Below are 4,326 nucleotides of genomic sequence, written 5' to 3' on the forward strand. Positions count from 1 at the left end.
CACGTCGAGTTCTGTCGTGGTTTCCGCGGCGTGTCGCTGGCCGTGATCGACTGGCCAGCGGTGTGGGCGGCACTGGAGGACGGGCATTTGCCGTGTTCGAGCGGTGAATGCCAGGTGCTGCGGGTCGCGGCGAGCATCGCCAGGGCGTCCCGATCGATCTGCGTGACGCGGTGAGCAGCCTGGACGCGGTTAACGCCGGTGCGGTGGCTCGTGCGCTGCTGGTCGCGGGCGGGCACCACGAGGCGGCCGCCGCGCTGGCAGGGGTGGTGTCGCGATGACCACGGTGACGATCACGCGGCGCCGGGACCCGATGGAAGGCGAGCGAGTATCGGTGCTGCGCCGGTGGCGCCGCAAGCACGGTGGGATGGACCTGCTGGTGGTGTTGCCAGGCGGCCGCAAGCGGCTGATCCCGCGGGCGTGGACCGACGCCGTACCCGATGCGGACACCAACATCGAGCAGGACGACGCGGCCGCGACCTTGGGCGCGGTCGAGGATCTGTCGGACGCCGTGTTGCTGGTGGCGGCGCTGAGCAAGCGCGCTCGTGGGGAACAGGCTGCATCGCAGTCGACTTGCGAGGAGGACCATGATGCCGCCTGCCCAGCTCAGTCTGCTCCCGACCGAGTTTCCGACGCCACCGCAAGTGGTGCTGGCCGAGTTGCCCGACGCCGGCGTGACCGAGGCGATCACGTTGCTGGCGCACCTGATCGCGAAGGCGGCGGCCGAGGGCGAGGTGGGCGATGATGAGTGAGCACGCCAAGGTGACCGCGTCCCACCGCTCCCGCGCCGCGGTCGTCTACGTTCGCCAATCCACGCTCGCGCAGTTGGAGCGCAACGCCGAGTCCACGGCCCGCCAGTACGACCTGGTCGAGCATGCCGTGACGCTGGGCTGGTCCCGCGAGCAGGTCCGCATCGTCGACGCCGACCTCGGCATCTCGGGATCGGTCACAGGCCGGCGAGATGGGTTCGAAGCGCTGGTCGCCGACGTGGCGTTGGGCCAGATCGGGATCATCCTGGCGTTGGAGGTCTCCCGGCTGGCCCGCGACAACGCCGCCTGGTACCGGTTGCTGGACTTGGCCGGGACGTGCGACGCGCTGGTCGCCGATGCCGACGGCGTCTACCACCCCGGGTTGTTCAATGACAGGTTGCTGCTCGGGATGAAAGGGATGCTCAGCGAAGCTGAACTGCATGTGCTGCGGGCCCGCCTGACCGGTGGGATCCGCAACAAGGCCTCCCGTGGTGAGTTGCGCACCGGGCTGCCGGTCGGCCTGGTCTGGGGAGAAGCCGCCGGACAGATCCGGCTGCACCCCGACGAGGCGGTCACCGGCGTCATCGCCGCGGTGTTCGACCAGTTCGTCATCTCCGGGTCGGTGCGGGCGACCTGGCTGTGGCTGCGGGACAACCATCTGCGCTGGCCGCTGCAGCCGGTCGGCTATCGCCGCGACCGGCTCCCGGAGATCACCTGGGTGGAGCCCACCTACCACGCGGTGCACACCACACTGACCCATCCGGCCTATGCCGGCGCCTATGTCTTCGGGCGGACACGCCAGGAGCGCTACGTCGCCGACGACGGCCAGCTGCGGGTGCGCGGCCGTAAGCTGCCGCAAGACGAGTGGGAGGTACTGATCACCGAGCATCATCGCGGGTTCATCGACTGGGACACCTACCAGGCCAACCAGCAGCGCATCGGCGGCAACATCCGGCCCGCGCGGCACCAGCCCGGCACCGGCGCGGTTCGGGGAGGCGCCGCGCTGCTGCAGGGCTTGGCCACCTGCGGCGAGTGCGGCCGCAAACTCGCCGTGTTCTACCGCGGCCCGACTATGTCCACCCCTGGCTACTACTGCAACGGCACCGGCGAACTGGTTGACGGCAAGGGAGTCCGGCACCTCAACGTCGGCGGGCAGGCCATCGACGCCGCCGTCGCCGAGACGTTCCTCGCCGCGCTGACCCCCGCAGCCGTGCAGGCCTGCCTGGTCGCCGCCGAGCATCTCGAGGCCGGCCACGACGCCGCCCTCGAGCAGCACCGCCGCCAGGTCGAACAAGCCCGCTACACCGCGCTCAAAGCCGAACGCCGCTACCGCGCGGTCGACCCGGAAAACCGGCTCGTCGCCCGCGGCCTGGAAACGGAGTGGAACACCGCGCTCAAGGCCGTGGCCGACGCCGAGGGCGAACTCGCCCGCCGCGAGACCACACGCCCGAAAACCCTGACACCACATGAAAAACAGGCAATCCTGGAACTCGGTGACGACCTTGGCAGCGTGTGGTCGGCGCCGACCACCACCGACAAGGACCGCAAACAACTACTGCGCACCCTGCTCGACGAAGTACAGATCACCGTGCGCCGCGACGACCCCGAACCGCACGCCGACCTGCTGCTGCGGTTCACAGGCGGCGTGCTCAGCGAGCTCACCGTGCCGCTGCGGCGCCCGCAGCCGGCCATCCGCACCGCCGAGGACACCATCGCCCTGCTCGGCCGCCTCGCCGGGCACTACCCCGACGCCAAGATCGCCGGGATCCTCAACCGGCAAAGACGCCGCACCGCGCGGGGATTGTCGTTCACCGCCAATAGGGTGCAATCACTGCGACACCACCACAAGATCCCCTGCTACCAACCCAGCGACACCACGCACGAGCCGGAAGGAGCCCTGCTCAACGTGTCCGCCGCCGCCAAACAGCTCGGGATCGCCCCCTCCACCCTGCTGCGCTGGCTGGACGACGGCTTCGTCGCCGGCGAACAAATCACCCCCGGCGCCCCATGGCGGATCCGGCTCAGCGACGAGCTACGCCGCATGGTCACCGACGACGCCCCCGACGGCTGGCTCGCCCTGCACCACGCCAGCCGCGCCCTCGGCGTCTCCCGCCAGACCGTTTTGCAGAAGGTCAAGCGCGGAGAACTCCAAGCGGTCCTCACCCGCACCGGGCGCCGAAAAGGCCTGCGTATCCATATCCCAACCCCACAAGACGCCCTGTTCGACACCCCAACAATCAGCGAAAGAGCAGTATGACTATGCATCCAACGCCGCGGCCAGGTCTGCGTCGAGCGCCCACACCCGTTTGGCCCGGGGGCCTTTGCACGTGGTGTAGATCGCGCCGATCGCGTCCTGGCAGCTGCGGCCCGGCCGAAAACCATACGATCTCGGCTCGAACCGGGCCTCCCATTCGGGCTCCAACGCGTTACGCACCCGCGCCTGGTGGCACCGATCCATGATCACGGGAATCCCGAGCGGGCGCAGCTTCGCACGGTTTGCTGCCTTCGGTATGTACACGCGCTTGACCGCGGGAGGCCGCCAGGTCGTGATCGTGGAGTGCACACGCACCGCCACGTCCGCCCGGGCCTGGGAGGTCAGCGCGACCTCCCCGTCGATCCCCGCGGTTTTGCGCCCAGCATTGCGCTGCGTCACCTGCCGCACGCTGACCAGCGTGTTCGACCGGGAACGCAACAACAGCCTCTGTAGGCTCCTGACCCTGGGCCAGTCGCCTTCCTGCGTCGCCTTGAAGATCCGCTGCCGTAGTCGCCGTACCTCCCGTTCGCAGCCCGACCAATCGACCCAGTCCCAGTCGACCGCGTCGAGGCCCGGCTCCGGCCGAGGGTCCTCCGGTCCGTTCACCACAAGTGGCGCCTAACTTGTCCTTCGGTTCCGGCTGTTCTGGCTGATCGTCTTCAAAGGCTCACCTGCCCACGTGGGCGCGCTTTCGCGCCCGGACGGGTTCCCGCCCGGTATCCGGCCAGTTATGCGAGACCACCAGTGGAGGGCTGGTCGACCTCTTCTCGGTTTCCTGTCGCCTTTCGGCTGCCGGCATTGGCTTTTTGGGCATCCTGTCCCGCCAGTGGAGTTGGTCCATCGTTACCTCCGGCTTACCGCCACCCTTCACGGCGTGGCGGACCCCGACGGGGTTTCCGTGTTCCGCACGCATGAGACACGGCTGGGATTGGGTGCCCCCTGTACCCCGGGGACGGTGGTGTCCACACGGCCGCGCACAATCCTTGGCCGCCACCCGCCGCCTCACAACGGCCGACCCCTATCATCCCGGTCCCGCAAACCGTCCCAGGATGTGCAATTAACGAGGCATCAGCGAGGGTTCACTGGTATTCACCCCACGCCCAGCCTTCCCCTCGCCTGTGGCCCCCGGACGGAACGGGGCCCCTTGGGCTTTCCCGTGAGCTTCGCACCCGACCGCTACTGGCCGCAGCAATCACGCACGTCACGGTGGGGACAGGTCTCGGACACTGACCCGGACTACGTCTTCAGCATCGGCTGAACCTCCAACCTGACGTACTCACTCATCGCGTGCGACCTCGCGTCGCAATTGTGGTACTGCTTGATCTT

General features: G+C 68.5%; 3 protein-coding genes. 2 read left to right on the plus strand and 1 reads right to left on the minus strand.

Translation table 11 applies throughout. The annotated features are described in order from the left end of the window. The first annotated feature begins 584 nt into the window (after positions 1-584). On the plus strand, positions 585-749 hold the full coding sequence (locus VGJ14_13585) for a hypothetical protein (GenBank protein ID HEY2833453.1): 165 nt from the start codon (positions 585-587) through the stop codon (positions 747-749). Next, a complete protein-coding gene (locus VGJ14_13590; GenBank protein ID HEY2833454.1) occupies positions 742-3,003 on the plus strand; it encodes a recombinase family protein in 2,262 nt (753 codons plus the stop codon). The genes VGJ14_13585 and VGJ14_13590 overlap by 8 nt, the downstream gene beginning before the upstream one ends. Here the strand turns inward: VGJ14_13590 and VGJ14_13595 are convergent, their stop codons facing one another. Beyond that, positions 3,004-3,606, minus strand: a complete 603-nt coding sequence (locus tag VGJ14_13595; protein HEY2833455.1) for a reverse transcriptase N-terminal domain-containing protein — start codon at positions 3,604-3,606, stop codon at positions 3,004-3,006. Positions 3,607-4,326 lie beyond the last annotated feature (720 nt).

Source organism: Sporichthyaceae bacterium (genome assembly GCA_036493475.1).
Classification (GTDB): domain Bacteria; phylum Actinomycetota; class Actinomycetes; order Sporichthyales; family Sporichthyaceae; genus DASQPJ01.